This is a genomic window from Streptomyces parvulus (assembly GCF_014648855.1).
Classification (GTDB): Bacteria; Actinomycetota; Actinomycetes; order Streptomycetales; family Streptomycetaceae; genus Streptomyces; species Streptomyces parvulus.
Map to the genome: position 1 here is coordinate 1 of NZ_BMRX01000004.1, position 25,442 is coordinate 25,442.

Sequence of the window (25,442 nt, forward strand, 5' to 3'; positions counted from 1 at the left end):
GGCACCTACGGTCTGGTGAGGGTGGCCTCCGCTGCGCTCCGGCCACTCCAGACGCTGCGTGCTCTGAAGGCCGGCCCCGCTACGCGGGCCGGCCAACGGGCCTTCGGCCCGGGCGGTGAGGAGAGGGGATGCTGGGCTGGGCGGTTTTACTCGGGCTGGGTCACCGTGAGAGCCCAGCGGACACTGTCATTCGAGGCGTCAACGCCCACGGTGAAAGAACCCCGCTGCACTACCCCGGAATCCATGGTCACAGAGCCCACACCCGTGCTGACTGCGGGGCAGTCCACCGAAAACTCAGCCACGCGTGCCTGCTGCGATTCCATCGTCACCGCCACACTGCCTCCGCCTTCACAGGCCACCGTGAGCACGGTCGGCAGCCCTTCCCATACCCCACCGGACGCGACCCCGCCGTCACCCGTCCACTCCGGCACCCACACCAAACCCTCAGGCCCGGGATGAGGAAGAAGACCACTATCCGCCGCGGCCGGCATCACTCCTGCACCCACCGCCCCGAAAACCGCCAACAACGTCACTGCTACGGTCCTACGCGCACTCATCACGCCTGCCCCTCCTGATGGTCTGTCACGGCCAAGGCAGTGTGACCCGCGGGAAGACCGGCACGCATGAGTACAACGACTCAAGCCATCCAGAGCGCCATACGCTACCGGCCCGCTTGCCCGTGAACTGCGCATCGATGAGCCACGTTGCGCCCTGGATGGGGTACATGAGTAATCCGCCGTGCCCATCGGCCCTGACCGGGGCCTTGCCCACCGTCAGCCGACCTTGCCCAAGCCCCAGACACTAGTGCCCGGGGCGCATCACTTCTTCCTCCTGGCGGTGACGGCGGAGGGTCCGCAGCGTGCCGAGGAAGAACAGACAGAACATGACTGCACACGCGGCCGCCTTCACGATCTCCGCCCTGCTCTCGTCACCCGTGATCGTGTCGATCAGCAGCAGGCACCACAGCACCGTGAACCCTCCGTGAAACCAGCGGCCGAATCGGAGGATTCTCACTGGTCGGGCCGGGAGCGGGTACTGGCTTCGCCACTGGAACGGACTCATGAACGTCGGCTACCCGCCAACAGTCCACTCCCACCCCTCCCCCGCCTCTCACTTCCTATCCACATCAAATGATGCATCATGTAGTTATGGAAAAATCGGGCCACTCTCCCTGGATAAGATCGGTGAAATCGTGGAACCGGGCGGAAGGGAAACGAGGAACCCATGGACTCCTACGCGCTGGAGGCGACCTCCGAGACATGGACGCCCGCGCATAAAGCCGTGGAGACGAGCGACTACGAGACACTCTCCACCCTCCCGGACTCAGGGACCGATCCGGACGAAGTGTGCTTCGGACACACACTGCTGGCCTACGGAGGCCCGCGCGGGAACACCGGCCGAAGTGGTGCAGGCCGTCACGGCCGTGCTCAAAGCACTGTGGCGTGGTGGCTTCAAGGCCGTAGCCGCCTGTGACTACGAGGACGAGCTGCCCGCACACGGAGGGAGATCGACAGGTACCGCTCCCCGACTCTGGGACGTCCCTAGCCTCACGGGGGCGTAGTTACGGAAGCTGATGTCACCCGGGAAAGAAGAGGATGACTTACGTGATCAGCCTCCGGGAACACCAGGTGACCCAGAAGACAGCCATTCGGGAATGGGTTAAGAGGCCCTCTCACCTGGTGTGAAGTCTGTACGGCATGATGCCCGTCGTGGGCGCTGTCCGTCGTAGCGGCTGGTTCTGACGAACTCTGGGGACCGGTCGCCCCGTTGTTGCGGTCGTTCACCGCTTGTCCGCAGGGCGGTGGACCAACTGCGTCTACTGTTGCGGGCCGGCGGGGTTCCTCTCGTCCCCTTGGTATCCCTTCGGTGAGTGGTCGGCCGCGCAGAGTTCGGGCACGGGCGGCTTGCGCGAAGAAGCACGCGCCCAAGTCCCCACCCACAGTTGAGTATGCGTACTCACGGCTGGGCTGCTCCGCGCGGTGATCATTGATGCAGCGGCGCGGCCAAGCGCGCCGCTGAAGTTTGAGACGATCACGGGGAGAACTGACATGTCTCGACGCATCATCCTGGGCTCGGCCGCCGCGCTCGTCGTCCTCGGCGGTGGCGGAGCGTTCGCCCTGGCCCACGCAGGGGAGCAGCCGCCGGCCCTGAACAACAGCACCGCCCGCTATACGGCCCCGGCCGGAGACCGCGAGGGCTCCTTCACCTTCACGACCGACGTCACGGCGGCCTCCGGCGTCAAGAGCCTCAAGGTACTGGCCTGGCCCGCGGACTCTCCCGTCCTCGCGAAGAACCCGCTGACCCAGAAGGAACTGGCCGCCGTGGAGTCGGCCACCTGCAAGCCCACCGGTGACGACACCGCCCACTGCACCTACAGGGTCACGGTGACCGCTGCCGAGTCCGCCAAGGGCCGCTGGCACGTCGCCACCCTCGCCACGGCGGACAACGGCGACACCTCCTTCAACGACAAAACCGCCACCTTCACCGTGGACTGAGCCTGTTCAAAGTCCAAGGCGAGCATGGCCGACGGAATCTCCGAATACGGCACGGCCTTGTGCCTGCCCGGGAGGGAACGATGACCAGGCGGGGGCCGGCCCGACTACCTGGCGGTGGCCTGTCGTCTGAGCAGTAGAGCAGTTCACTGTCAGGCTGTCCGCCGGGCTGTTCAGAGCGTTCCGAGTGCCTTGCTGAGAACGTGGATGGTCTGCTCGATGGCTGCGGTGGCGGCCCGGGTGGAGCGGACGGGGTTGAGCATCATGAAGTCGTGAATGATGCCGTTGTAGCGAATGCTGGTCGTGGGCACACCGGCCCGGGTCAGCTTGGCGGCGTAGGCTTCGCCTTCGTCGCGCAGTACGTCGTTCTGGTCGACGATGATGAATGCTGGCGGCAGTCCGCGCAGTTCGTCGATACTCGCCCGCAGCGGCGAGGCGGTGATTTCCTTGCGCTGAGGGCCGTCGTCGGGAATGTAGGCGTTCCAGAACCACTCCATGGCCTCGGCGCGCAGGAAGGGCCCTTCGGCGAACGTTCGGTAGCTGTCGGTGTCCTGTGCCGCGTCGGTGACGGGATAGAACAGCGACTGCTGGACGAAGGACACGTCGCCGCGCTGCTTCGCCATGATGGCCACCGCGGCGCTCATGTTGCCGCCGACCAAGTCACCGGCGACGGCCATCCTGCTCGTGTCCAGTCCGTCGTCGACGCCATGCTCGGTGAGCCACTGGGCAGTTGCGTAGGCCTGCTCGATCGCGACCGGGTAGCGGGCTTCGGGCGAGCGGTCGTACTCGACGAAGGCGACCGCCGCGCGGGTGCCCGCACACAGTTCACGGATGAGCCGGTCATGGGTGTTTGAGTTGCCCAGAATCCAGCCTCCCCCGTGAATGTAGAGAATGACGGGGAGCGGGCCTGATGCGCCGAGCGGCTTGAGAAGACGTACCCGGACGTCGCCCACTGCTGCCGGCACGGTGAACCAGGTGTCCTCACCTACCTCCGCCTTCTCGATGGCGGCGGCCTGGATGTCATCGAGGACCTTGCGGGCACCTTCCGGACCGAGGTCGTACAGGTAGGGCGGGTTCGCGGTGGCGTCTGCGATCTCCTGGGCTTCGGGTTCGAGGACGTAGTCGGTCATCGTCATTTCCCTTCCTAGGCACGCGGGGGCATGTGGTGGCTCCCGGTGCGGGTTCAGGTTCAGGGGTGGGGTCTGCTGGTGAGGCCGAGCAAGGTGAGCCGCTCCGCGGTCGCGGTGCCGGCAACAGGTGAGAACAGGGCCAGGATCTGGGTGCGGTCCTCGTCGAGGAGCGACTGGCAGTCCAGCTCGAGCAGGCCGACCTCGGGATGCAGGATGCGTTTGCGACGGCGCCGGATCACGGCCACGTCGTGCAGGTCCCACAGGGCGGCGAACTCGGGGCTTTCGCGGCGCAGCCTGTCTACGAGGGCACGGGCGGGTGCGTCATCGCGGCGGGCGACGGCGGCCCGCAAGTCCGCGGCCAAGGCGCGTGACTCCTTGCCGTGGTCCTCGACCGGGTAGCCACAGCGCGTGCTGGGGTCGGTGAACCAGCGGTAGATGACGCTCGCCTCGGGACCCGTGTGCCCGGTGAGGTCGCCGAACACGGCGCGCGCGAGGTGGTTCTGGGCGAGGGTGTCGCCGAGGTCGGTCATCACCTGGGCGGGCACGTCTTGGAGTCGGTTGAGTACGGCCAGTAGTGTCGGGGCGACGTGCCGGTCACCGCGGCGGCGATCCGGCGCGGTGAGGCCGGCCAGCCGGTAGAGGTGGTCGCGTTCGTCCAGGCTCAGCCGCAGGGCACGGGTCAGCGCGCGCAGCACCGCCTCCGACGGCGTCGCCGTGGCCCGCTGCTGTTCGAGGCGGGTGTAGTAGTCCGTCGAGATGCCAGCGAGTTCGGCCACCTCTTCCCGGCGTAGCCCGGGGGTGCGCCGCCGCCCGGCAGCGGTGAGACCGGCATCAGCGGGGCTGAGCGCCTCGCGTCGGATGCGGAGGAACTGGGCGATTTGCTGGGTGTCCACAACAGCAAGTCTGCGCGTCCCCCTCCGCGCTAGCCAGGGACGACCTCACTCTGCCTACGGCCTGCCCGGTCTCCGAAGCTGGCACTACCTCCCTCTCACCTACGGAGAAAATCTCATGTCTACTGTGCGTACATGGTTCATCACCGGCGCCTCCCGGGGGCTGGGCGCCCTCTGGTCCGAGGCAGTCCTCGCCCACGGCGACCGAGTCGTGGCCACCGCCCGCGACGCGTCGGTGTTCGGGCCGCTCGCCGAGCGCTACGGCAGCCGGGTGCTGCCGCTGGACCTCGATGTCACCGACCGGTCCGCCGTCGACGCCGCGGTCGAAGAGGCCGAACGGAAGTTCGGTGGCATCGACATCTTGGTCAACAATGCCGGTCACATGCTTCACGGCACCGTTGAAGAGGTCGGCGCCGAGCAGGCGCGGACACAGATGGACGTCAACTTCTTCGGCGCGTTGTGGACCACTCGGGCCGTGCTGCCCGGCATGCGCGAGCGTCGCTCGGGCCGGATCCTCCAGGTCTCCTCGATCGGCGGGCTCGTCGCCTACCCGGCGCTGGGCATCTACCAGGCGTCCAAGTGGGCGCTGGAGGCCATGAGCCAGTCCCTGGCCGCCGAGGTCGAGGTCTACGGTATCCACGTCACCCTGATCGAGCCGATCATGTTCCCCACCGGCTTGGCCGAAGCCTCCCCGCAGTCACAGCCCCACCCCGCCTACGCACACGCCCGCGAGGCTCTGTTCGCTGGAGCGGCCGCGAGCGGGTTCACGCCCGGCGACCCGGCCGCGACGTCGGCGGCGCTGCTGGCGCTGGCCGACGCTCCCCACCCGCCACTGCGAGTGCTGTTCGGCACGGGCGGCATCGACGCACTGCGAACCGAGTTCGCCGGCCGACTTGCCGGCCTGGAGGAATGGGACCACATCTCACGACTCGCCCAGGGCAGCCTCGACCCGACGGGGAAGTGATGGTCCTAGGTGGTGGGGCGGTGCCGTCGTTGCCCTGTCCCATCGCCCTGCGGCCGAGCGCCGGCATCTGCGTGATGCAGTCCCCGACGGCGCCGCCTCGGCCGCCGACCTTGGCGGGGTCGACGGCGACCGCGGAGGTCTTGTACTGCGATCTCAGTCACAGCCCTTCGACGTGACACTCGCCATCGACCTGCGCCTGCCGGACCTCGCAGACGTACCGGCCGACGACCTCATCGAACGCTGGGAGGTCGACCCGGCCCTGGACTCGGACGACATCTGACGACGCCAGCCCGACGTCGGGGTGCCGCTGCCGCTACGCGTCGGCCCGCTGTTGAGGGAGGGAAGCCCAGCTTTTCCCGCAACACGTTGAAGGTTCTTTAACGACGTCCCCCGCGAGGTCCAGTAGATGACGCCCCCCGACGTCTTCGGACGGTCAGCGCGAAGCGAGCGGTGTCTCGGACTCGACGCGGGTGAGCTTGTCGGGATTGCGGACGTAGTAGAGGCCGGTGACGCGGCCGTCCTCCACGCGGAAGGCCAGCACCCCGTCGATGACGCCGTCGAGGCGCAGCACGAGTGCGGGGTTTCCGTTGACGGTCGTGGTGTCGCTGGTGAAGTTGCCGCCGGCCTTGCCGAGACTGCCCGCCATGTAGCGCAGCACCTTGTCGGCACCTTCGACCGGCTTCAGGGCCGCCAGCTTGAGGCCGCCGCCGTCGCTGACGAAGACGACATCCGGCGCGAGGACGTCCAGGAGCGCTTGTACGTCCCCCGTCTCCAGGGCGGATCGGAAGGAGTCCAGGGCCGCCTTGGCCTGCTGTGGGGAGGCCGGTGTCCGGGGCCGGCGGGCGTCCACGTGTCGGCGGGCACGGTAGGCGATCTGGCGGGCGGCGGCGGGGGTCTTGCCGATCGCGGCGGCGATGTCCTCGTATCCGAAGTCGAAGACCTCGTGCAGTACGAAGACGGCGCGTTCCGTCGGTGAGAGCGTCTCCAGGACGTAAAGGAGTGCCAGCGACAGGTTCTCGGAGAGTTCCGCGTCTTCGGCCACGTCGGGTGAGGTGAGGAGGGGCTCCGGCAGCCAGGGGCCGACGTAGTTCTCCTTGCGCCGTTTGACGGTGCGCAGCCGGTTGAGGGCCTGGCGCGTGGTGATGCGTACCAGGTAGGCGCGCGGGTCCCGGATCTGGTCCGGAGCCACCTTGACCCAGCGCAGCCAGGTCTCCTGAAGGACGTCCTCGGCGTCCGCCGCTGAACCGATCATCTCGTAGGCGACGGTGAACAGCAGGTCGCGATGGGCGACGAAGCTCTCCGTCGCGGGGTCGTGTACCGGGTCGTTCATGGGGTGTGCTGCCTCTCGGGGCCGGCTGATTCGGCGCGAGCAGGCGCCGTGGTGCGGGTGCCGGGTCCTGGCCCGGTCAGGTCTTGGGGTCCGGGATGAAGAGGGCTAGGGCGTTGTGACACTTTCGGCGCCGGCGGCGCGTGGCGCGCTCGACGTCGCTCTGCGGGCCCCGGTCACCAGCTGGCGGACGGTGGACCTGCACACGATCTCCTTGATGCCTGCTCCCGGCCGTCCGCTGACGTGAAGGGCGTTGACCCGGTCGTCCGGGTAGGAGAACTGGGTGACGCCCTCCGTACGGCCGAGGCTGAGGCACTGCCCGGCGAACAGCACCCGAACCGGGGAGGGCGACTTCCCCGCGATGCGGCGCAGGACGGTGGTCGCCGCTCCCGGGCCCAGCTGTACAGCTGCCTGGCAGCTCATCCGGAACGGTCGGCCGACGATCGCCGCTGCGTCTCCTGCGGCGACCACGTGCACGTCGTCGACGCTTGTCAGCGTGGCGTCGGTGAGCAGCCGTCCCTCCGGGTCGGTGCTCAGCCCGCTGCGGGCGGCCAGGTCGGGGATGCGGAAGCCCGCGGTCCAGATGGTTGTCGTGCTGGGCACGTCGCGTCCGTCCTCAAGCCGAACGGCGTCCGCCGTCACCGCGGTCACGCGGGTGCCGGGGCCTTCGAGCACGGTAACGCCGAGGGCTGCGAGCCGACGGGCGGCCGGACGGCGGACCCGGGCGTGCAGAGAGGGTCCGAACACGCCGCCGCAGACCAGCGTGACCGGGTGCCCCTCCTCCGCCAGCTCGGCGGCGGTCTCCAGACCGGTCGGGCCGGAGCCGACCACGGTCACCGGAGCTTGCGCGGGCGCCGCGGCCAGCGCGGACCGCAGCCGACGGGCCGCTTCGAGATCCGAGACGGAATGGGCGAACTCCGACGCCCCCGGCACCCCGGGATCGGAGGCTCCGCTGCCCACCGCGTACACCAGGTAGTCGTACGGCAGCGGGGCCCCGCCCGCCAGCAGCACGCGGTGCTCCTCCGCGTCGATGCGAGTCACCTCGTCGACCACGAGCCGGACGTCGCCGCCCAGGACCTCGTCGTAGCCGACGACCGCGTCGTCGGAACCCGTCAGCAGCTGGTGCAGACGGATCCGCTCGACGAAGTCTGCCCGCCGGTTGATCAGCGTCACCGCCACCCCGTCGCGTCGCGCCAGCCGGTTGGCCGCGCTCACGCCACCGTATCCGCCGCCGACTACGACCACCCGTACGTTCCCGCTCATCATGTCTCCCTCGGTTGTGGACTCGGCATGGAGACACCGGCCGGGGCGGGGGCATAACAAAGTGCAGATGAGGCGTCGTGCACATGCTTCACGGAGGCCGATTCGTAGGAGGCTGCCGCGCCCTGCCGGCCCCTGGGCAGCCGGAGCGCCGCCACACGGCTGTTCGTCCAGCTCGGCGACTGCGGACTCCTCCCCGCTACCCGTGTCCCACCGACCGTGCGGGGTCCACCCATGTCACCGAGGCTGGGCTACTCCTGTTCGGCCGGCACCATCGCGCCCGTCTCCCGTTCTTGCGACAGCACGGTCTTACGGAACGAGGCGACGACCGGCCGCAGGTCGATGTGGTGCCAGACCGCCCAGAGCTGGATGGACGCCGCGTGCCAAGGCAGGGCGCGCACGGCCACGGCCTCGGTGGCGCCGCGCACCATGCTCTTCTGCACCAGGGCAAGACCGAGGCCGGAGGCCACCAGGCCGAGTGCCGTCAGGGGATCCGCGGCGTCGAGCCGGATGTCGGGGGTGAATCCCGAGGCCACGCACGAGGCAACGAATGTGTCCCGCCACGCCGGGTCGCCCTCCTCCTCGACCGCGATCCACGGTTGCCCGTTCAGATCCTTCGCCGAGATCGTCTCGCTCGCGGCCAGCGGGTGGCCCACCGGAAGGGCCAGCAGCAGCGGGTCCTCCAGCAGCATCGCGGCCCTCAGCAGGGGGTCGTCGCGGTCCGGTGGCTCCCGCACCAGGGCGATGTCCAGGCTGCGCTGGCGCAGTCCCTCGAACTGCTCGGCCGCGGACATGCTGTACAGCGCGACATGGATGCCGGGGCTCTCCTCCTGGAGCCGGCGCAGCGCGCCCGGGAGCACACCGGTGTGCATGGCGTCGGCCACGTAGCCGATGCAGAGCCCGCCCTCCTCGCCCCTGCCCAGCCGGCGGCCGAGGTTCTCCAGCCGGTCGGCGTGGCGCAGCAGCGCCTGGGCCTCGCTGAGGAAGGTCGCGCCATCGCGGGTGAGCCGGATGCGCTGCTGGCTCCGCTCGAACAGGGTAAGGCCGAGGTTCTTCTCCAGCTGAGCGATCTGCCGGCTGAGAGGGGACTGGGAGATATGGAGTTGCTCGGCGGCGCGGCCGACGTGTTCGGTCTCGGCCACGGTGACGAAGTAGCGCAGTTGTCGCAGGTCAAGCATGTAAGACCTCGGAGGACTCAAGTGTATCCAAGAGAGTCTTGGACAGTCTGAACTTCCGATCCTAACGTCGAAGGCGAACGAACGGCGGACCGGCCGAAGGCCATGAGTCCGCCCCTTCCACCCCTCCCCGAGGACGCTTCATGACCATCACATCTCTGCTCCCGGGCCGCCTCGGACTGGGCACGGCTCCGCTGGGCAGCATGTTCCGCGACGTCACCGACGAGGAGGCCGCCGCGACCGTCGACGCCGCGTGGGACCACGGCATCCGCTACTACGACACCGCACCCTTCTACGGCGCGGGCCTGGCGGAGATACGCCTCGGCGACGCGCTCGCCGGGCGTCCCCGCGACAGCTACGTGCTCAGCACCAAGGTGGGCCGTGTCGTCCTCGACGAGGTCGAGGACCCCGCCACCCGTGAACTCGGCGAGAAGGGCGGCCTGTTCGAGCACGGCCGTCCCAACAAGCTCGTGCACGACTGGACGGCCGACGCGACCAAGCGGTCCATCGAGGACAGCCTGCGGCGGCTGCGCACCGACCGGCTCGACATCGTCTGGGTCCATGACGTGGCGCAGGACTTCCACGGCGACGAGTGGCTCGCCGTCTACGAGAGTGCCCGTACCGGTGCCTTCCGCGTCCTTCAGCAGCTGCGCGACGAGGGCGTGATCAAGGCGTGGGGGCTCGGCGTCAACCGCGTCGAACCCGTCGAGCTCACTCTCGAACTGGACGAGCCGAAGCCGGACGCCTTCCTGCTCGCCGGGCGCTACACCCTGCTGGACCACGACCGGGCCCTGCAGCGCCTGCTCCCCACGGCGGCCGACCAGGACGTCAGCCTCGTCGTCGGCGGCCCCTACAGCTCCGGCATCCTCGCGGGCGGCACCCACTTCGAGTACCAGGACGCGCCCGCGCACATCGTCGAGAAGGTGGCGCGCATCAAGCAGCTCGCCGAGCGGCACGGTGTCAGCATCAAGGCTGCCGCCCTGCAGTTCTCCCTTGCCCATCCGGCGGCCGCCGCCGTGATCCCGGGCGCGACCCGGCCCAGCCGGATCGCCGAAGACGTCGCAGCACTCGACGAGAGCATCCCCGCGGCGTTCTGGGCCGAGCTCCGCGAGGCCGGGCTGGTCTCCGCCCTGGCACCCCTGCCCACCGCCTGACACCCCCCACCTAGGACAGGAGCAACCCCGTGGCCTCCACCACCGCTACCCTCGACGTGGCCGTGCCCCCGGATCGGGTGTGGCAGCTCATCGGCGGCTTCGACGCGCTGCCCGACTGGCTGCCCTACATCTCCGAGAGCGTCGCCGCCGAGGGCGGCCGCGTACGCCGGCTGCGCAATGAGGAAGGCGGCGTGATCGTCGAGCGGCTCGTAGCCTTCGACGACGCGGCACGCTCGTACAGCTACGCCATCCTCGAGGCGCCGTTCCCGGTGACCGACTACCACTCCACGCTGCGCGTGCGCGAGGTCCCCGGCCGGTTGGACTCGTCGCGCGTCGAGTGGTCCGGGACGTTCACCCCCACCGGCGTCACCGACGAAGAAGCAGTCGCGCTGTTCCACGGCATCTACGCCGACGGGCTGGCCGCCCTGCACGACACCCTGTCGGGCTCGCTCGCCTGACGGGCCGTCACACCGAGGCAGTCGAGGAGCAGCCCGCCCGGCAGCACCCCCGCCCGGGCGGGGGTGCTGCCGCCGATCGTGGCGAGGCGGTCACGCGCCGCGTCCACCGGATGCGGGTCGACGACGTCGATGTTCGTCACGGCGCCGGCTGCGCTCGCGGTCGGTGGCCTCAGCCACTCGCGACGGTCGTGGTCACGGGCGTGCCGGTCTCCACCGTTCTGCTCACGGTGCACAGACGGTCGTGGGACGCCTTGACCGCGCGGGGCAGGATCGTGCGAGCGCGGTCCGCACCCTCGACGTCGGGGAAGGCGACGCTGAACGTGACCTGGAGGTTGGTCATGCGATTGCCCTGCTCGTCGCTGATCTTGTCGCCGGTGACCACCACGGAGAACTCGGTGGGCTCGGCGTGACGGCCGGTGGCGGCTTCGACGTCGACGGCCGTACACCCGCCGATCGCGGCCAGGAACAGCTCCACAGGGGTGAAGCCGGTGGGCCCGATGCCGTCGGGGGACGTGCCGAAGCCGATCGACTCACCGCCGGAGTTGGTCGCGACGAACCGGCCACCGCTGGTGCGCTCGACGACCACGGAACGCTTCGAGGTTTCACTCATGCACGGACACTAATGGTTCGGGGTGTGACGCAGCACGAGGCCCGGCCGACGGGGCCTGCACACGCCGGGCGGTGGGGCGCCGGCCCTTCGGGCTGTCGGTGAGGCGGCCGTGGTGGCGGTGTGTGTGGGCTGAGCCGGGCTGTTACGGGGTGAGCGGGACGAGCCGGTAGTGGCCGTTGCGGTGGGTGTCGAAGGACAGGACGTGGTGCTCGGGGCGGTCGGCGTCGGCGCCCTCGACGCGCACCGGGTGCGGGGTGCGGATCCGTACGGGGTTGCCGAGGAGCGAGCGTACTTCCGCGCGGGTGATGCCGTGGGCCGTCCACTCCAGGTCGATCTCGAAGCCGCCGCGTGCCCGCAGTCCCCGGAAGGCACCGGTGGGCCAGGCGTCGGGCAGGGCGGGCAGCAGCTCGATCTCGTCGGCGTGGCTCTGCAGCAGCATCTCGGTGATGCCGGAGACGCCGCCGAAGTTGCCGTCGATCTGGAAGGGCGGGTGCAGGTCGAAGAGGTTGGGCGCGGTGCGGGCCGGGGTGAGCAGGTCCGCCAGGTGCTGGTAGGCGCGGGCCGGTTCCAGCAGCCGGGCCCACATGTTGATCTTCCAGGCGAGGGACCAGCCCTGTCCTGCGGTGCCGCGCAGTTCCAGGCTCTTCCTGGCGGCCGCGGCGAGCTCCGGGGTGCCCCTCGGGGTGATCTGGGCGCTCGGGAAGACGCCGTAGAGGTGGGACACGTGGCGGCTTCTGACCAGGGCCGCCTCCTCCCAGTCCACCAGCCACTCCTGGATCTGGCCCAGGTGGCCGACGCGGGTGGGGGCGAGCCGGTCGCGGACCTCGGTGACGCGTTCGACGAGGCGGCGGTCGCGGTCCAGCACCTTCGCGGCCTGCCGGAAGGCGTCGAAGAGGTCCCGCAGCAGTTGCATGTCCATGGTGGGGCCGGCGCAGATGCTGACGCTCTCCCCCTCGTCCTGGTGGTGGGTGACCTCCGGCGACTGCGAGGGGTTGGTGACGAGCCAGCCGGTCTCCGCGTCCACCTGCAAGGTGTCGAGGAAGAACTCCACCGCGCCCTTCATCACCGGGTAGTTGCGGCTGAGCGCGCCCGTCTCGCCGGTGAACCGGTAGTGGTCCCACAGCATCACGCACAGCCAGGCGCCGCCGGTCGGCCACATGCCGTACTGGGCGGCGTCCACCGGTGCCGTGCCGCGCCAGCCGTCGGTGTTGTGGTGCAGGACCCAGCCGGGGGCGTCGTACAGCTCCCGTGCGGTGCGGGTGCCGGACTCGGCCAGTTCGTGCGCCATCCGCACGGCGGGGTCCCAGCATTCGGCGAGGTTGCCGGGGCCGGCGGGCCAGTAGTTCATCTCGAAGTTGATGTTGACGGTGTACTTGGACTCCCAGGCCGGGTTCAGGCTGTCGTTCCACAGTCCTTGGAGGTTGGCGGGCTGTCCGGGCGACCGGGAGCTGGAGGCGAGCAGGTAGCGGCCGTACTGGAAGTAGAGCGCGGCCAGTTGGGGGTCCTTGCCGTCGGCGAACAGCGGGATGCGTTCGTCGGTGGGCAGGGTCGTGCGTTCGGACGGGCCGAGGTCGATGGCGACCCTGCTGAACAGGCGCCGGTGGTCGGCGACGTGCCGGGCGCGCAGGACGTCGTACGGCTTGCTCGCGGCCGGTGTCAGGTGCTTGCGGGCGCGGGCCTCGGGGTCCGCGCCGACGTCGAGGTAGTTGCGGTAGCTGGTCGCCATGGAGATCACCAGGGTGACGCTGTCGGCGTCCTCGACGGTGAGGGTGCCGCCTTCGGTGCGCACCCGGCCTCCCTCGGCCTCGGCGCGTGCCAGGGCCCGGAAGCGCACCGAGCCGGGCAGGCCGTACCAGTCGCCGCTGACGCCGTCGAGGGCGATGGTGTGGGCGTCCACGGCCGAGGTGCCGGATCTCTGCGGGCTGCCGAAGCGGGCCGAGAAGCCGACGGCGCCCGGGGTGTCCGTGCTCAGGCGGACGACGAGGACCTGGTCGGGGGCGCTGGCGAAGACCTCGCGGACATGGCGTACGTCGCCCCGGGTGTAGCTGGTGCGGGCGACGGCGGTCTCCAGGTCCAGTTCGCGTTCGTAGTCGCTCACCTCGCCCTGGCCCGCGAGGGTGAGTTCGAGGTCGCCGAGCACCTGGTAGGCGGCCTGCTCCGAGGGGCTCCCCAGGAATTCGGCGTCGATCAGCCGCTGTGCCTGGTTCCATTTCTCCTCGGCCACCAGGCGGCGGATCTCCGCCAGGTACTTGACGGCGTCGGGGCGGGCGTAGTCGTTGGGGCCGCCGGCCCACAGGCTGTCCTCGTTGAGCTGGAGCCGTTCGGTGTCGGTGCCGCCGAAGACCATGGCGCCGAGCCGGCCGTTGCCGACCGGCAGGGCCTCCAGCCACTCCGCTGCCGGGGCGCGGTACCAGAGCCGCATCGGGTTGGCGGCGTGGTCCCCTCGCCGCCCCGCCGACGCGGCGGCGTCCGCCGTCTGTGGCGCGGCCTGTGCGGGAGCGGCGCTCAGCGCGGTCGCTGCCGCGGACGCTCCGGCCGCGGCCAGGACGTTTCGTCGGGACAGCTCGGGCATGGCGGGCCTCCAGGTGTGAGTCGGGTGCGGCGGCTGGTGCTCGGTGTTCTCGGCACGGGCGGATTCGGGCCCGCGCCCACCGCACCCCGGGCGGCGGCGCGTGCGGCACGCTGCCCGGGGGCGTTTCGTCGGCCGACCGGTCAGGGACGGCTCACTGGGTGTCCCCGTCGGGCAGCGGGTAGGGGAAGCCGGCGGTGACGCCGATCTTGTCGTACTCCATGCGGGAGGTGTCGTACCCGTCCTCCCAGTTGGCGTTCTCGACGTCGTTGCACTGGTAGCTTTGGTACGACTGGTCGGTGGTCTTGCCGACCTCGATGTCCTCGAAGGTGAAGCCGCAGCCGCCGGCGTCCATGTGGATGCCACGGGTGCCGCTGTCGGGCATCGACTCGTCCGGGATCACGTCGCCTATGACCATCTGGCGCACGTGGTTGTCCATCGGGTACGGCTCGACGTTGTTGACGCCGTAGGTGTAGAAGGCGCCCATGTCGCCGCTGTCCAGGCCGGCTTCGTCGATGCGCAGGTACTCGAAGGTGTTGCCGCGGGCGTAGTTGTCCTTGAGGGCCACTTCGGGGCGCACCTCAAGGCTGATGCCGTAGCGGGCGCTGTGCTTGACGTGGCTGTGGCTGACGGTGTTGTGCCCGGTGTTCATCAGCTCGATGCCGGAGGCGTCGCCGGGGTTCAGCTCGCCGTAGTGGGTGATGTAGTTGTTGGTCAGCAGGTGGCCGTTGGAGGTGTTCCCCTCGCCCGGGTAGGGGCCCTCGACCTTGATGCCGTCGGCGCCGATGTTCTCCAGCAGGCTGTCGCGGACCGTGAGGTGGTCGTTGGCGGCGATGGCGTAGACGGCGTGGTAGCCCGTGTCGGAGATCTTCAGCCGGGACAGGGTGATGTCCTTGCTGTTGGTGAGGGTGACGGCGCCGAAGCGGTTGCGCGGCATCTCGATCTGCCGGTCGTACTCCGGGTACTTGTGCACCTCGCCGGAGTCGCCGTCGCTGATCCACCCGTTGCGGTACCAGTCGACGAAGTCGCTGTACTGCAGGGCGAGTCCGTCCAGGGTGATGTCCCGCACCCGTCGGTCGGGGTCGGCGCCGGACAGGTCGAACAGGGTCTTGACCGTCGGACGCAGCACGGTGACGTCGTCGATGTCGCCGCGGGGCTTGTAGTACAGCCGGCCCTCCTTGAAGTCCAGGTAGTACTCGCCCGCCTGGTCCAGGAAGTCGAGCGAGTTCTGGAGGAAGTAGCGCGAGCCGCCGCCGGAGTTGTTGAGCGCGTACCGGGTCCAGTACTTGAGGGTCATCTGGTTCTTGGCGGGGTTCCAGTCCCGGATCGGGACCGTGTCGGTGAACCAGCTCCAGCTGCCGCCCGACCAGACGACGGCCTGGGCGTTGCTGAGGTCCCAGTCCGCCTGCCAGTCACCGGGGTTGGAGTACAGCCACTGGTGGACGGCCTCCTTCTCCGGCTCCGGCAGGGTGGAGGTGAGATACGGGGCCCACTCGTCGTCGGACTTGCGGTTGGGGTAGCGGGCGGTGGTGGCGCGCTTGCCGTCCTCGAAGAGGGTGTAGAAGGGGCTGTCCGTGCCGACGTCGGCACGGTAGATGCCGTCCTTGTACTCCTCCCAGCCGGTGACCGGCTGGGCGCCCGTCACGCGGGCCTTGCCGGGGCCGTCGTAGGAGCGGTAGACGACCCGGTGGCCGTCGGTGCCCGAGTCGCGGTCGTCGAGTTCGACGGTGCGGCTCAGCGGGTAGTCGCCGGCACGCAGGTTGACGTGGATGTCGCAGCGCATCCTGCCGGGCCGGTTCAGGCCCTTGTCACGGATGTGGTCGCGGGCCTTCTCGATGGTCTTGAACGGCTTGCTCCTGCTCCCCTTGGCCTTGTCGCTGCCGTCGGGGGACACGAACAGTTCGGTGGCCTTGCAGCCGTCGGCCTGGGCGCTCGCGTCGGGTGGGTCAAGGGTTGCCCCGCCGACCAGCAGGGCGCCGGCCGCGAGCAGCAGGGGCAGTCGTCTGGTCCTTCGTCGGACTGGTCGTACCTGGGTGGTGGGCACGAGGTCTCCTTGCCGGGTGGAGTGCGTGATGTCGTGGTCCGGATCCCCGTGGACCGGCCGGTGTGTTCCGTGCCGTCACGGGTGCTGGTGCCGCGCGGGCTCGTGTTACTGGTCCGGGGCGTCGGCGCCGTCCGGCGGCTCGCGTCGGCCGCCGACGGGCCCGGGGCTCGGGGCCCGGAGGAGGGGGCGCCCCGAGGTACTCGCTCCGGCGGAGCACCCGCACGGCACCGCCGTACATGACTAGTGGGTCACTGATCGAGCAACGACAGTTAATATGTTCGTGCCGTGGTGTCGTCAATACACAATGCCGAACCTGAAATTGATGGCCTGAGGGGCGACGCATGCGCGGCCTCTGAGTCATAAGTCAGCGCATTCGAGGGAGCATGGTGCCATGACGGATCCCGGCCTGCCGGCGTTTCCCCAGCTCGGTGCGGAGGAGCGGGCGGCCCTGACGGGCCTCGCCCGGCAGCAGTCGGCCGGGCTCCGGCTGCGCGGCCGGATCGTGCTGGCCTGTGCCGAGGGGCTGACCAACGCTGAGGTCGCCCAGCGGCTCACGGTCAGCCCGGCCACGGTGGCCAAGTGGCGCGGGCGCTATCTGCGGCGGGGCGTCGCAGGTCTGCACGACGCTCCTCGGCCGGGGCGACCCCGCAGCGCGGACCGCCGGCAGGCGGAGGCGCGGATCGCGGCCGTGGTCGAACAGGCCCGCGCCGGTGCCCCGGTGCCCTCGACGCGCGCGCTGTCCGACACCCTCGGTCTGTCGCAGTCCACGATCGCCCGGATCTGGCGGGAGCAGCAGGCCGCGCTGCCCGATCCGCCGGCTGCCCGGCCCGAGGGTCCGCGCGGGGACGCGGGTGGGGAGGTGCGCGCGGCCGAGGGCGGACCGGTGCCGGGCACGCCGCGCATGCCGCGGCAGTTGCTCTCCGACCACGTGTACACGCTGCTGCGCGACTGGATCGTCGGCGGCCGGCTGGCGCCCGGTCAGCGCCTGGTCGAGTCGGAGATCGCACGCGGTTTCGGCACCAGTCAGGCACCACCCCGCGAGGCGATCAAGCGCCTGGCGTACGAGGGGCTGGTCATCTCCCAGCCGCACCGCGGCACCTATGTCGCTCGGGTCTCCGAGCGGCAGGCGCAGGACGTCCGGGACATCCGGGTGATGTTCGAGGAGTACGCGGCCCGCCGGGTGGCCGGCCGGCTGGACGCCGAGCACGCGCGGCTGCTCACCAAGGACGTGGACCGACTGCGCCGGGCCGCGGCCCAGGACGACATCGGCGCCTTCCGCGACGCCGACATGTCATTTCACCGGCATGTGTGCGAATCGGCCGACAACGCGGCGCTGATCCGCCTGTGGCGCATGATCGAGTCCAGTCTGTGGGACCTGCACGTGCTCGGCGACCCGCGCTACGCGGGAAGCTGGGGCGCGATGGCCGAGCACCACGCCGAACTCCTGGACGTCCTGCGCCGCGGTGACCCGGACGTTGCCGGGCCGATGTTCGCCGACCACGCCGCGGGCGAGACCGCCCGCTACCTTCCCGACCGGTCCGGGCCCGCCCCCGGACGGTGAAGCGACCGCCACCCCCTCACTCCGCCCCGCCCATCCGTCGGACGACACCCTTGATGAGCGCGGCGAGCGCCGCCACCCGCTCGGGTGTGGCCTGGGACTTGAGCAGCGAGGAGCTGACGGCGAAGGGCCGGCCGCCCGTCGGCGGTCCGGGCACGGCCGCCGCGACGCAGACGATGCCCTCGGCGGTCTCCTGGTCGTCGACGGCGTGACCGGTCGAGCGCGTGTCGCGCACGTCCGCGAGCAGGGCGTCCAGGGTGGTGATCGACCAGGGTGTGCGGGACTCGAACGGCTCACGGCCGCGGAGCAGTTCACGCACCCCGGCGTCGTCCAGGCCGGCCAGCATGGCCTTGCCCAGCGCCGTGCAGGTGACCGGGAGCCTCGCCCCCGCCCTGCTGGTGAGGCGCATCAGGACGGTGCCCTCGTGGACCGCCAGGTAGACGACGTCCGTGCCGTCCATGGTGGCCAGTTGCAGCGTCTCCTCGCGGTCGCCCAGGCGGCGCATCTGCTCCCGGAAGGCGTGGACAGGGTCGAGGGCGTCCAGGTAGGACTGGGCGAGCCCCAGCAGCCCGGGTCCGAGGGCGAAGCCGCCCTCCACGGCCCGGACGAGTTGCCTTTCGTGCAGGGCCGCGCAGATGTTGACGACGGAGGCTCGCGGTATGCCGCCCGCGGCGGCGGCCAGTTGGGCGGGCGACAGTGCGCGGCCGCGGGCGTCCGCCAGCGCGTCGAGGATCGCGCCCGCCCGCAGCACGGCCGGTGCCGGTGCGGCACTGGCCCATACCGATCGGTCCCGAGTACTCATGGCGCCATACCTTAGTTGTCAGCCTGTTGACTGGTAAACCACTCCATTGACAACTGGCGGTGTCGTACACCGATACTGGGCCCACCAGCCCGGAGCGGCGGCACCACGACGGTGCCGGTCACCGCGAACCCCCGCGCACGCCCGAAGTTCGGCACCCGTCCCGTCATGGCGATCGCCGCCGCCGCCCTCACCGCACCCGGCCGACCCGGCCGGGACAGGCGTGTCCGACGCGGCGGGCGCCACCGGCCGCCGGGGGCCTCGACCAAGGAAAGCGGCACATGAAACTCGTACGGCTCGGAGACCCCGGGCGGGAACGCCCCGCCGTCATCGACGACCGGGGCGTCACCCGGGACCTCTCCTCCCTCACCACCGACATCGACGGAACCTTCCTCGCCGCGGACGGCATCGCCCGCACCCGGCGGGCGCTGGCCGAGGACGCGCTGCCGGCGCTGGCGGCCGGGGGACTGCGCTTCGGGCCACCCGTCGCGCGGCCGGGCGCGGTGGTCTGCGTCGGCCAGAACTACGCGGCGCACGCGGCGGAGTCCGGCGGCGAGCCGCCGTCGCGTCCGGTGATCTTCTTCAAGCCGCCCAACACGGTGGTCGGCCCGCACGACGACGTGGAGATCCCGCGCGGTTCCGCCAGGACGGACTGGGAGGTCGAACTCGCCGTCGTCATCGGCCGCACCGCGCGGTACCTGGACTCCCCCGAGCAGGCCCTGGACCACGTGGCCGGCTACGCCGTGTCCAACGACGTCTCCGAGCGCGACTTCCAGCTGGAGCACTCCGGCGGCCAGTGGTCCAAGGGCAAGTCCTGCGCCACGTTCAACCCGCTCGGCCCGTTCCTGGTCCCCGCCGACGAGGTGGCCGACGTCCAGGATCTGCGGCTGCGCTCCTTCGTCAACGGCGAGCCGCGGCAGGACTCCCGCACCACGGACATGATCTTCTCCGTCGCGCAGATCGTGTACGACCTGAGCCAGTACCTGGTGCTGGACCCGGGGGACGTCATCAACACCGGCACCCCGGAGGGTGTTGCGCTGTCCGGCCGCTTTCCCTACCTGAAGCCCGGTGACGCGATGGAGATCGAGATCGGGGGGCTGGGGCGCCAGCGCCAGGCACTCGTCGCCGCCGAGACCTCTTCTCAGTCATCACTTGTATGATACGTTACGACTCGATGAGGGCGCGGTTGCGGAACTGATTCCGCCGGCCGCACGACGCCCGTTCCCCTGGCCCGACGGCACGCTCCCCCCACCTCCCGCGCCTCTGGGTCTCCCGGCGCGGGACGGGTGGTCCGGCAGGCGGGACGGCGAGGAGACCGAAGAGGGGGAGCAGTTGAAGATCACCGGATTCCGGAGCCTGACGACCGTGCACCGCTGGGGACGTCCCGTCGGGGACGCGAACGGCTTCGTCGCGCAGGGCGTCACCGAGGTCCCGGTCCTGCTGGTCGAGACCGACGGCGGCCTCACCGGAGTCGGCCTGGGCGCGCACGTCGAGGCCCGCCGGGTCTTCCCCGCCCTCGACGGGCAGGATCCGCGCGCCGTCACCACGCTCTACGACCGGATGCTGGCCCACACCTTCAAGAGCGGCCACGCCGGCACGGCCTTCGGCACCATCGGCGCCTTCGACATGGCGCTGTGGGACCTCAAGGCGAAGATGGCCGGCGAACCGCTGTGGCGCACCCTCGGCGCGGCGGACCGCTTCGTGCCCGGCTACGCGTCCGGTCTCGACATCGCGCTGGACGAGGAGGAGTTGGTCCGGCTGTACTCCGGCTGGGCCGCACGCGGCTTCACCGGCGCCAAGCTCAAGGGCGGCCTGGACGCCGAACGCGACGTAGGCAGGCTGCGCGCGGTCGCCGAGGTGCTGCGCGCCAACACCCGCTCCCCCGCCCTGATGCTGGACGTCAACGAGTCCTGGGGCAGGCACCAGGCCGTACGGCTGCTCGCCCGGATCGAGGACCAAGTCGAACTCGCCTGGATCGAGGAGCCGGTGCGCCGCTGGGACGCGGAGGGCCACCGGGCCGTGGGCCGGGCCTCCCGCACCGCCGTCGCCAGTGGCGAGAACCTGACGGGTCTGGAGCAGTTCCGTCCCCTGCTGGCGGCCGACGCCCTCCAGGTCGTGCAGACCGCCGGTGTCTGGGGCATCACGCACTTCCTGAGGGTGGCCACCCTGGCCCACGGCCACGACCTCCCGGTCAGCCCGGTCGGCTACCACGCCAACCCGTTGGCGCACGCGGCCGCCGCCACCCCCAACCACCTGGTCACCGAGGTGCAGGACACCGGCGCACCGGCCGGACTCACCGTGGACCAGGTGATCGAGGACGGCGGCATCGTCCTCGGCGACGCGCCGGGGCTCGGCATCACGGTCGACGAGAGCAGGCTCACCGCCCCGGAGGCGGACGCCGGCTGGACGCGTCCCGACGGTCCGCACGTGCGTCCCCGCGACGCCGGTCTGCGGCTGGTGCCCGAGTCCGGCCCACCGGGTCCGGCCACCCGCACACCCGCGGGCACCGCCTTCGCCGCCGTGCCCGGCCCCGTCCACCGTCCCGAGCGCACCGAGAGGGAGAGCACGCCGTGACGCGACCACGTGCCGTCCTCGCCATGAACCCCCGGCTCGTCCGCGCCGTCTTCGACGAGGACGCCCTGGCGCGGCTGCGCCGCGCGGCCGACATCGACACCGAACTGGTCCTCGGCGAACTGGACTCCACCCGCTCCCGCGACGCGCTGGCCGCTGCCGAGATCCTCGTCGCGGGCTGGGACGCACCCGTCGTACGGGCCGAGCACCTGCCCCGCACCGAGCGGCTGCGGGCCGTGGTGTACGCGGGCGGGGTCGCCGCCACCTGCCTGGAGGACCCCGCCGCCTTCGCCGACCGCGGCGTGGTGGCGGCCAACGCCCGCACCGCCAACTCGGGGCCCGTCGCCGAATACACCCTCGCCATGATCCTGCTCGCCAACAAGCGCGTCCTCGCCGAGGAGCGCCGCTACCGCGCCTCACGGACCCGCCCCGACCACTTCGGCGCGTACGCCGGACGCGGCAACTACCGGCAGACGGTGGGCATCGTCGGCGCCTCCACCGTCGGCCGCGCGGTGCTCGCCCTGCTGCGCCCCTTCGACCTGGACGTCCTCCTGCACGACCCCACCCTGACCGCGGAGCAGGCTCGGACCCTCGGCGCGCGCCTGGTGCCGCTCGACGAACTGATGGCGAGCAGCCGGGTGGTGTCCCTGCACCAGCCCCTGACTCCCGCGACCCGCGGCGGGATCGACGCGGGCCGGCTGGCGCTGATGCCGGACGGCGCGACTCTCGTCAACACCGCCCGCGGTGCCGTGGTCGACCAGGAGGCCCTGATCGCGGAGCTGCGCACCGGCCGTATCGACGCGGTCCTCGACGTCACCGACCCGGAGCCGCCCGACCCCGGCAGCGAACTGTGGACGCTGGACAACGTCGTACTGACACCGCACCTGGCGGGTTCGCTCGGCGGGGAGCTGCGCCGCCTCGGTGACGCCGTCGTCGACGAGGTGGAGCGGTTCGCGGCGGGCCGGCCCTTCGCCCACCCGGAGGACCTCGCGGCCTCCGCCCGTACGAGGGTGTGGTGAGCCGGATGCGCACCCGTACGCTCACCCGCGGTGCGAAGCTGACCGAACTCGGTCTGGGCGCGGCCCAGTTGGGCAACCTGGCGCGGGAGACCAGCGACACGGACGCCCAGGGCGCCGTCGACGCGGCCTGGGACAGTGGCGTGCGCTACTTCGACACCGCCCCGCACTACGGGCTCGGGCTGTCGGAGCGCCGGCTCGGTGCCGCGCTCGCCCGGCGTCCGCGGGCCGAGTACACCGTGTCCACCAAGGTGGGCCGGCTGCTGGTGCCCAGCCCCCGGACCGCGCACCGCCAGGACGACGGCGGCTTCGCGGTACCCGCCACCCACCGGCGCCAGTGGGACTTCTCCCGGGACGGCATCCTGCGCTCCCTGGAGGGCAGCCTGACCCGGCTCGGCCTCGACCACGTCGACGTCGTCTACCTGCACGACCCCGACGACCACTGGCACGAGGCGTCCACCACCGGCGTCGACACCCTCGTCGAACTGCGTGACCAAGGGGTGGTGAAGGCGGTGGGCGCGGGCATGAACCAGGGCGCGATGCTCGCCGAGTTCGTCCGCCGCGCGGACGTCGACCTGGTGATGGTGGCCGGGCGCCACACGCTGCTCGACCGGTCCGCGCTGGACGAGCTGCTGCCGCTCGCCCGGGAGCGCGGCATCGGTGTCGTCGCCGCCGCCGTCTACAACTCCGGCCTGCTCGCCGCCGACCGCCCGCCGTCCGACGCGACCTACGACTACCTGCCCGCACCCCGCGAACTGATCGCGCGGGCCGGCGCGCTCGCCGACGTCTGCGAGCGCCACGGCGTCACGCTGCCCGAGGCCGCGATCGCCTACCCGCTGCGGCACCCGGCGGTCGTGTCGGTGGTGCTGGGCGCCCGCGACGCGCGGCAGTCCCGGACCAACGCGGAGCGGCTCGCGGCCCGCGTACCCGACGCGCTCTGGGCGGAGCTGGCGGACCTCGGCCTGGTCCCGGAGGTCCCCGGCGCACCGTCCACGCCGTCCGTCGCCGGGGAGGGGTCATGACCGTCGTCGACGCCCACCTGCACGTGTGGGATCCCGGGGTTGCCGCCTACGACTGGCTGGGGCCCGCGATGTCGCCCCTCGACCGCGCCATGCGGTTCCCCGAAGCCCGCCCGAGCCTGCGCTCCGCCGGGGTCGACGCGGCCGTCCTCGTCCAGGCGGCCGACAACGACGCGGACACCGACCTGATGCTGGCGACCGCCGCCGCGCACCCGGAGGTCGTCGGTGTCGTCGCCTGGGTCCCCCTGGACGACCCGGACCGGGCCCGGGCCCGTCTCACCGCGCTCCGCGGCGACCCGCACGTGGTGGGCGTACGCACCCTGCTCCACGAGCGGTCCGACCCGGACTGGATCCTCGGCCCCGACACCGGCGCGGGCCTCGCACTGCTCGCCGGGGCCGGTCTGACCTTCGACTACCCGACCGGCTCGCCCGCCGCGCTGCGCCACCTGCCCGAACTGGCGGCCCGCCACCCGGGCCTGCGCCTGGTCGTCGACCACCTCGGCAAGCCGCCCGTCGGCGGCGGCCGCGAGGACCGGGCCGAGTGGCGCCGCCTGATCGCCGCAGCCGCGCGACACCCCGGCACGCACGCCAAAATCTCCGGGCTCTACCCGGCCTCGGGCCCCCTCGACGCGTGGACCACCGCCGAGGTCCGGCCGTTCGTCGAGGACGCGCTGGAACTGTTCGGACCCGAGCGGCTGATGTACGGCGGAGACTGGCCGATCTCCCTGTCTGCCGGGGGCTACGCGCGCACCTGGGAGTCCGTGTGCGAACTCCTCGCCCCGCTGGCCCCCGACGACCGCGCCGCCGTGCTCGGCGGCACCGCCGCCCGCGTCTACCGCCTCGACCCCGCCCTGCTGGACGCCGCGCACCGCGCGGCCGTGTGATCCGCTCCGGAAGGAACGCCAACGCCATGGAACACCACACCACGACGCCGGACACGGCCGCGCTGGCCGGCTGGCTGCACAGCTGGGTGACGGACGAAGGGGCGATCAACGGCTTCCACAACCACAGCGTGTGGGGCACCAACCCGGCCACCTTCCTGGACTTCACCAGCGGGCACACCACGTTCGCGGCCCCGGCCGTCGGCGCCTGGGCCCAGGCCCTGGCCGCGCGGCCGGACGGGCGGGGCCTCGCCCTGCTGCGCCGGCTGCTGCGCCACCAGTGCGCCGAGGTCCAGCCCGACGGGCAGTACGCGCACATCGGCTTCCAGGTCGGCGAGTCGGCGACCAGCGGGCTCATCCACAACGCCGTCGGCAGCCTCGGCATGCTGCTGGCCGTGCGCCACGCCGGCCATCTGCTGCCGGCCGACGAGGTGGCCGCCGTACTGGCCGCCGTACGGCGCAACCTGGACGCCTGCGAGGTCTACGGCGGCGGACGCCCAGGCGAGGACGGCACCTGCAACCAGGAGTACGCCCGGGTCTGGGTCAAGCAGCTCTACACGGAGCTGAGCGACGACAAGACGTACGCCGACGAGATCCCCGAGGACCTGTCGGAGCTGGTCCGGCTCTTCCACCACCGGGGAGTGCCCGACGCGGACAGCGCCGGGACGTTCCGCACCGTGCGCGACCGCACCGAGGGCGGCATCCTGGAGCCGGCCGAGTACTACGGGCTCATGATCGTGCCGCTGGTGCTGGGGTACCGCGCCCAGGGCGATCCGGAACTGCTCGACGAGGCGCGGCGGTTGTGCCGGCACGTGGCCAGGTCTCCCTGGACGGACGAGACCGGCGCCACCCGCTTCCACCGCTACTGGTACGTGCGGGGCGAGCGCGCGCTGAAGACGGACACGCCGATGCTGATCGCGGGCATGGGGCTGACCCTGTACGGCATCCACGAGGTGCTGGCGGAGGGGCCGGACGCCGAGTTGGAGGCGTTCACCGAGGCCTGCCTCGCCACCTACGCCCGCTACCAGACACCGGCCGGCTACTTCGTCTCGGCGAGCGGTTGGCACAACGAGGCCGACATCGCGCCCAGCACCGCCTGGCACGCGCACGACCTGCTGTTCCTGATGGCCCGGTACGGTCCGGACGACGACTTCTGGGACCGGGTGACCGCGCCGCGCGAACGGCGGTCGGTGCTGGTCAGCGATCGCGCGTACTGGGCCGAGTCCGGCGTCCACTGGTCCGTGCGCAGCCCGCTCACCGCGGGCGACCTGCATCTGTACGGCCGCAAGGACCGGGCCGTCTTCGCCCGGGAGTTCTTCGCCTGGACGGACCGTGAGCCGCTGCCCGAGGAGCTGCGTCACCCGGACGTCCCCGAGTTCTTCGTCGCCGGCGACGGCATCTACCGCGTCGACCGCGGCGAGGCCCCCACCGACATCACGGCCGTCGGCCCCCTGCCCTACCGGGGGCGGCTGTGACCACCGAACGACACCACCGGCTTTCCCCACCGAGGAAAAGAGAGATGACA

Annotated in this window: 21 protein-coding genes; 11 read left to right on the forward strand and 10 right to left on the reverse strand. The window is 71.1% G+C overall.

From position 1 onward, the window contains the following. Nucleotides 1-801: 801 nt before the first annotated feature. The gene (locus IE108_RS07890; RefSeq protein ID WP_159394651.1) at nucleotides 802-969 is read right to left on the reverse strand and encodes a hypothetical protein; all 168 of its coding nucleotides are present in this window, start codon (nucleotides 967-969) and stop codon (nucleotides 802-804) included. 1,079 nt (nucleotides 970-2,048) lie between these two features. Between IE108_RS07890 and IE108_RS07895 the strand changes: the two genes are divergently transcribed. Next, a complete protein-coding gene (locus tag IE108_RS07895) occupies nucleotides 2,049-2,495 on the forward strand; it encodes a DUF5707 domain-containing protein (protein WP_064731575.1) in 447 nt (148 codons plus the stop codon). A gap of 170 nt (nucleotides 2,496-2,665) precedes the next feature. On the opposite strand, the gene IE108_RS07900 is transcribed toward IE108_RS07895, so the two are convergent. Continuing rightward, nucleotides 2,666-3,622 (reverse strand): alpha/beta hydrolase, encoded by a 957-nt coding sequence (locus IE108_RS07900; protein WP_064732119.1) that lies wholly within the window; start codon nucleotides 3,620-3,622, stop codon nucleotides 2,666-2,668. Between the two features lie 59 nt (nucleotides 3,623-3,681). After that, the gene (locus IE108_RS07905) at nucleotides 3,682-4,515 is read right to left on the reverse strand and encodes a helix-turn-helix domain-containing protein (RefSeq protein WP_064731574.1); all 834 of its coding nucleotides are present in this window, start codon (nucleotides 4,513-4,515) and stop codon (nucleotides 3,682-3,684) included. Nucleotides 4,516-4,630: 115 nt separating this feature from the next. Between IE108_RS07905 and IE108_RS07910 the strand changes: the two genes are divergently transcribed. Then, nucleotides 4,631-5,476: an SDR family NAD(P)-dependent oxidoreductase gene (locus IE108_RS07910; RefSeq protein WP_064731573.1), complete on the forward strand. Its 846-nt coding sequence runs from the start codon at nucleotides 4,631-4,633 to the stop codon at nucleotides 5,474-5,476. A gap of 433 nt (nucleotides 5,477-5,909) precedes the next feature. Here IE108_RS07910 and IE108_RS07915 read toward each other — a convergent pair whose 3' ends face one another. The 3 genes from IE108_RS07915 to IE108_RS07925 all read right to left on the reverse strand — a co-directional run bounded on the left by IE108_RS07915 (nucleotide 5,910) and on the right by IE108_RS07925 (nucleotide 9,241). Further along, entirely contained in the window at nucleotides 5,910-6,806 is an 897-nt protein-coding gene (locus IE108_RS07915; RefSeq protein ID WP_064731572.1) for an RNA polymerase sigma-70 factor, read from the reverse strand. A gap of 105 nt (nucleotides 6,807-6,911) precedes the next feature. Beyond that, nucleotides 6,912-8,066, reverse strand: a complete 1,155-nt coding sequence (locus IE108_RS07920) for an NAD(P)/FAD-dependent oxidoreductase (RefSeq protein ID WP_079163880.1) — start codon at nucleotides 8,064-8,066, stop codon at nucleotides 6,912-6,914. Nucleotides 8,067-8,314: 248 nt separating this feature from the next. Further along, nucleotides 8,315-9,241 carry a LysR substrate-binding domain-containing protein gene (locus tag IE108_RS07925; protein ID WP_064731570.1) on the reverse strand — a complete coding sequence of 309 codons (927 nt, stop codon included), beginning with the start codon at nucleotides 9,239-9,241 and terminating at the stop codon, nucleotides 8,315-8,317. A gap of 140 nt (nucleotides 9,242-9,381) precedes the next feature. On the opposite strand from IE108_RS07925, the gene IE108_RS07930 reads away from it, so the two are divergent. Both IE108_RS07930 and IE108_RS07935 read left to right on the forward strand, forming a co-directional pair. Next, on the forward strand, nucleotides 9,382-10,392 hold the full coding sequence (locus tag IE108_RS07930; protein WP_064731569.1) for an aldo/keto reductase: 1,011 nt from the start codon (nucleotides 9,382-9,384) through the stop codon (nucleotides 10,390-10,392). Between the two features lie 29 nt (nucleotides 10,393-10,421). Then, the gene (locus tag IE108_RS07935) at nucleotides 10,422-10,850 is read left to right on the forward strand and encodes an SRPBCC family protein (protein ID WP_064731568.1); all 429 of its coding nucleotides are present in this window, start codon (nucleotides 10,422-10,424) and stop codon (nucleotides 10,848-10,850) included. 169 nt (nucleotides 10,851-11,019) lie between these two features. Here IE108_RS07935 and IE108_RS07940 read toward each other — a convergent pair whose 3' ends face one another. The 3 genes from IE108_RS07940 to IE108_RS07950 all read right to left on the reverse strand — a co-directional run bounded on the left by IE108_RS07940 (nucleotide 11,020) and on the right by IE108_RS07950 (nucleotide 16,073). Continuing rightward, on the reverse strand, nucleotides 11,020-11,460 hold the full coding sequence (locus IE108_RS07940; protein ID WP_064731566.1) for an OsmC family protein: 441 nt from the start codon (nucleotides 11,458-11,460) through the stop codon (nucleotides 11,020-11,022). 142 nt (nucleotides 11,461-11,602) lie between these two features. Next, on the reverse strand, nucleotides 11,603-14,032 hold the full coding sequence (locus IE108_RS07945; RefSeq protein WP_064731565.1) for a glycoside hydrolase family 95 protein: 2,430 nt from the start codon (nucleotides 14,030-14,032) through the stop codon (nucleotides 11,603-11,605). 151 nt (nucleotides 14,033-14,183) lie between these two features. Continuing rightward, nucleotides 14,184-16,073, reverse strand: coding sequence for a right-handed parallel beta-helix repeat-containing protein (locus IE108_RS07950; protein WP_064731564.1), 1,890 nt, complete (start codon nucleotides 16,071-16,073; stop codon nucleotides 14,184-14,186). A 391-nt stretch (nucleotides 16,074-16,464) separates the two neighbouring features. Between IE108_RS07950 and IE108_RS07955 the strand changes: the two genes are divergently transcribed. After that, nucleotides 16,465-17,634 carry a GntR family transcriptional regulator gene (locus IE108_RS07955; RefSeq protein ID WP_079163787.1) on the forward strand — a complete coding sequence of 390 codons (1,170 nt, stop codon included), beginning with the start codon at nucleotides 16,465-16,467 and terminating at the stop codon, nucleotides 17,632-17,634. 16 nt (nucleotides 17,635-17,650) lie between these two features. On the opposite strand, the gene IE108_RS07960 is transcribed toward IE108_RS07955, so the two are convergent. Further along, complete coding sequence (locus tag IE108_RS07960; protein ID WP_064731563.1) at nucleotides 17,651-18,433, reverse strand: IclR family transcriptional regulator; 783 nt, start codon at nucleotides 18,431-18,433, stop codon at nucleotides 17,651-17,653. Nucleotides 18,434-18,711: 278 nt separating this feature from the next. Between IE108_RS07960 and IE108_RS07965 the strand changes: the two genes are divergently transcribed. From IE108_RS07965 to IE108_RS07990, 6 genes are all read left to right on the forward strand, one after another. Further along, a complete protein-coding gene (locus IE108_RS07965; protein ID WP_064731562.1) occupies nucleotides 18,712-19,590 on the forward strand; it encodes a fumarylacetoacetate hydrolase family protein in 879 nt (292 codons plus the stop codon). Between the two features lie 172 nt (nucleotides 19,591-19,762). Further along, nucleotides 19,763-21,004 (forward strand): mandelate racemase/muconate lactonizing enzyme family protein, encoded by a 1,242-nt coding sequence (locus IE108_RS07970; protein ID WP_064731561.1) that lies wholly within the window; start codon nucleotides 19,763-19,765, stop codon nucleotides 21,002-21,004. Continuing rightward, a complete protein-coding gene (locus IE108_RS07975) occupies nucleotides 21,001-22,020 on the forward strand; it encodes a hydroxyacid dehydrogenase (protein WP_064731560.1) in 1,020 nt (339 codons plus the stop codon). Before IE108_RS07970 ends, IE108_RS07975 begins: the two co-directional genes overlap by 4 nt. A 5-nt stretch (nucleotides 22,021-22,025) precedes the next feature. Next, nucleotides 22,026-23,039 (forward strand): aldo/keto reductase, encoded by a 1,014-nt coding sequence (locus IE108_RS07980; RefSeq protein ID WP_064732117.1) that lies wholly within the window; start codon nucleotides 22,026-22,028, stop codon nucleotides 23,037-23,039. Continuing rightward, nucleotides 23,036-23,920 carry an amidohydrolase family protein gene (locus tag IE108_RS07985; protein ID WP_064731559.1) on the forward strand — a complete coding sequence of 295 codons (885 nt, stop codon included), beginning with the start codon at nucleotides 23,036-23,038 and terminating at the stop codon, nucleotides 23,918-23,920. Before IE108_RS07980 ends, IE108_RS07985 begins: the two co-directional genes overlap by 4 nt. 26 nt (nucleotides 23,921-23,946) lie before the next feature. Then, nucleotides 23,947-25,392, forward strand: coding sequence for a hypothetical protein (locus IE108_RS07990; RefSeq protein ID WP_229851707.1), 1,446 nt, complete (start codon nucleotides 23,947-23,949; stop codon nucleotides 25,390-25,392). Nucleotides 25,393-25,442 lie beyond the last annotated feature (50 nt).

What these genes read in the sequence shown, in the direction of transcription:
- IE108_RS07895 (WP_064731575.1), top strand. Translation starts at nt 2,049, where the DNA reads ATGTCTCGACGCATCATCCTGGGCTCGGCCGCCGCGCTCGTCGTCCTC.
- IE108_RS07900 (WP_064732119.1), bottom strand. Translation starts at nt 3,622, where the DNA reads ATGACCGACTACGTCCTCGAACCCGAAGCCCAGGAGATCGCAGACGCC.
- IE108_RS07910 (WP_064731573.1), top strand. Translation starts at nt 4,631, where the DNA reads ATGTCTACTGTGCGTACATGGTTCATCACCGGCGCCTCCCGGGGGCTG.
- IE108_RS07915 (WP_064731572.1), bottom strand. Translation starts at nt 6,806, where the DNA reads ATGAACGACCCGGTACACGACCCCGCGACGGAGAGCTTCGTCGCCCAT.
- IE108_RS07920 (WP_079163880.1), bottom strand. Translation starts at nt 8,066, where the DNA reads ATGAGCGGGAACGTACGGGTGGTCGTAGTCGGCGGCGGATACGGTGGC.
- IE108_RS07925 (WP_064731570.1), bottom strand. Translation starts at nt 9,241, where the DNA reads ATGCTTGACCTGCGACAACTGCGCTACTTCGTCACCGTGGCCGAGACC.
- IE108_RS07930 (WP_064731569.1), top strand. Translation starts at nt 9,382, where the DNA reads ATGACCATCACATCTCTGCTCCCGGGCCGCCTCGGACTGGGCACGGCT.
- IE108_RS07940 (WP_064731566.1), bottom strand. Translation starts at nt 11,460, where the DNA reads ATGAGTGAAACCTCGAAGCGTTCCGTGGTCGTCGAGCGCACCAGCGGT.
- IE108_RS07945 (WP_064731565.1), bottom strand. Translation starts at nt 14,032, where the DNA reads ATGCCCGAGCTGTCCCGACGAAACGTCCTGGCCGCGGCCGGAGCGTCC.
- IE108_RS07955 (WP_079163787.1), top strand. Translation starts at nt 16,465, where the DNA reads ATGACGGATCCCGGCCTGCCGGCGTTTCCCCAGCTCGGTGCGGAGGAG.
- IE108_RS07960 (WP_064731563.1), bottom strand. Translation starts at nt 18,433, where the DNA reads ATGAGTACTCGGGACCGATCGGTATGGGCCAGTGCCGCACCGGCACCG.
- IE108_RS07965 (WP_064731562.1), top strand. Translation starts at nt 18,712, where the DNA reads ATGAAACTCGTACGGCTCGGAGACCCCGGGCGGGAACGCCCCGCCGTC.
- IE108_RS07980 (WP_064732117.1), top strand. Translation starts at nt 22,026, where the DNA reads ATGCGCACCCGTACGCTCACCCGCGGTGCGAAGCTGACCGAACTCGGT.
- IE108_RS07985 (WP_064731559.1), top strand. Translation starts at nt 23,036, where the DNA reads ATGACCGTCGTCGACGCCCACCTGCACGTGTGGGATCCCGGGGTTGCC.
- IE108_RS07990 (WP_229851707.1), top strand. Translation starts at nt 23,947, where the DNA reads ATGGAACACCACACCACGACGCCGGACACGGCCGCGCTGGCCGGCTGG.